Origin of the sequence: Streptomyces rugosispiralis (assembly GCF_024505145.1) — a bacterium.
In the GTDB taxonomy this organism is placed as follows: domain Bacteria; phylum Actinomycetota; class Actinomycetes; order Streptomycetales; family Streptomycetaceae; genus Streptomyces; species Streptomyces rugosispiralis.
In genome coordinates, this window is sequence record NZ_JANIAA010000274.1 from 1 (window position 1) to 291 (window position 291).

The following is a 291-nucleotide window of genomic DNA, read 5'->3' on the forward strand; positions in this document are numbered from 1 at the left end:
GTCCGTACACCGTCGAGGAAGCGGACCGCCTCACGGACATGACGCACCCAGAAGTCCGGGGTCGTGATCTCCTCGGCGGACACCACGCCACCGGTCAGATTCGACACAATCGGAATCTTCGGAGCCTCGTACGACAACCCCTCCGCGACCTCGCGGAACGCCTCCAGCATCCCGTCCATACGCGGCGAATGGAACGCATGGCTGACCGTGAGCCGCTTGGTCTTACGACCCCGCGCCTCAAAACCAGACGCGATCTCAGCCGCCGCGTCCTCATCACCCGCGATGACCACC

General features: G+C 64.6%; 1 protein-coding gene. It reads right to left on the reverse strand.

The annotated features are described in order from the left end of the window. Positions 1-291, reverse strand: a 291-nt coding sequence (locus NP777_RS47420) for an acyltransferase domain-containing protein (RefSeq protein ID WP_256656406.1), incomplete at both ends; no start/stop codon positions are given.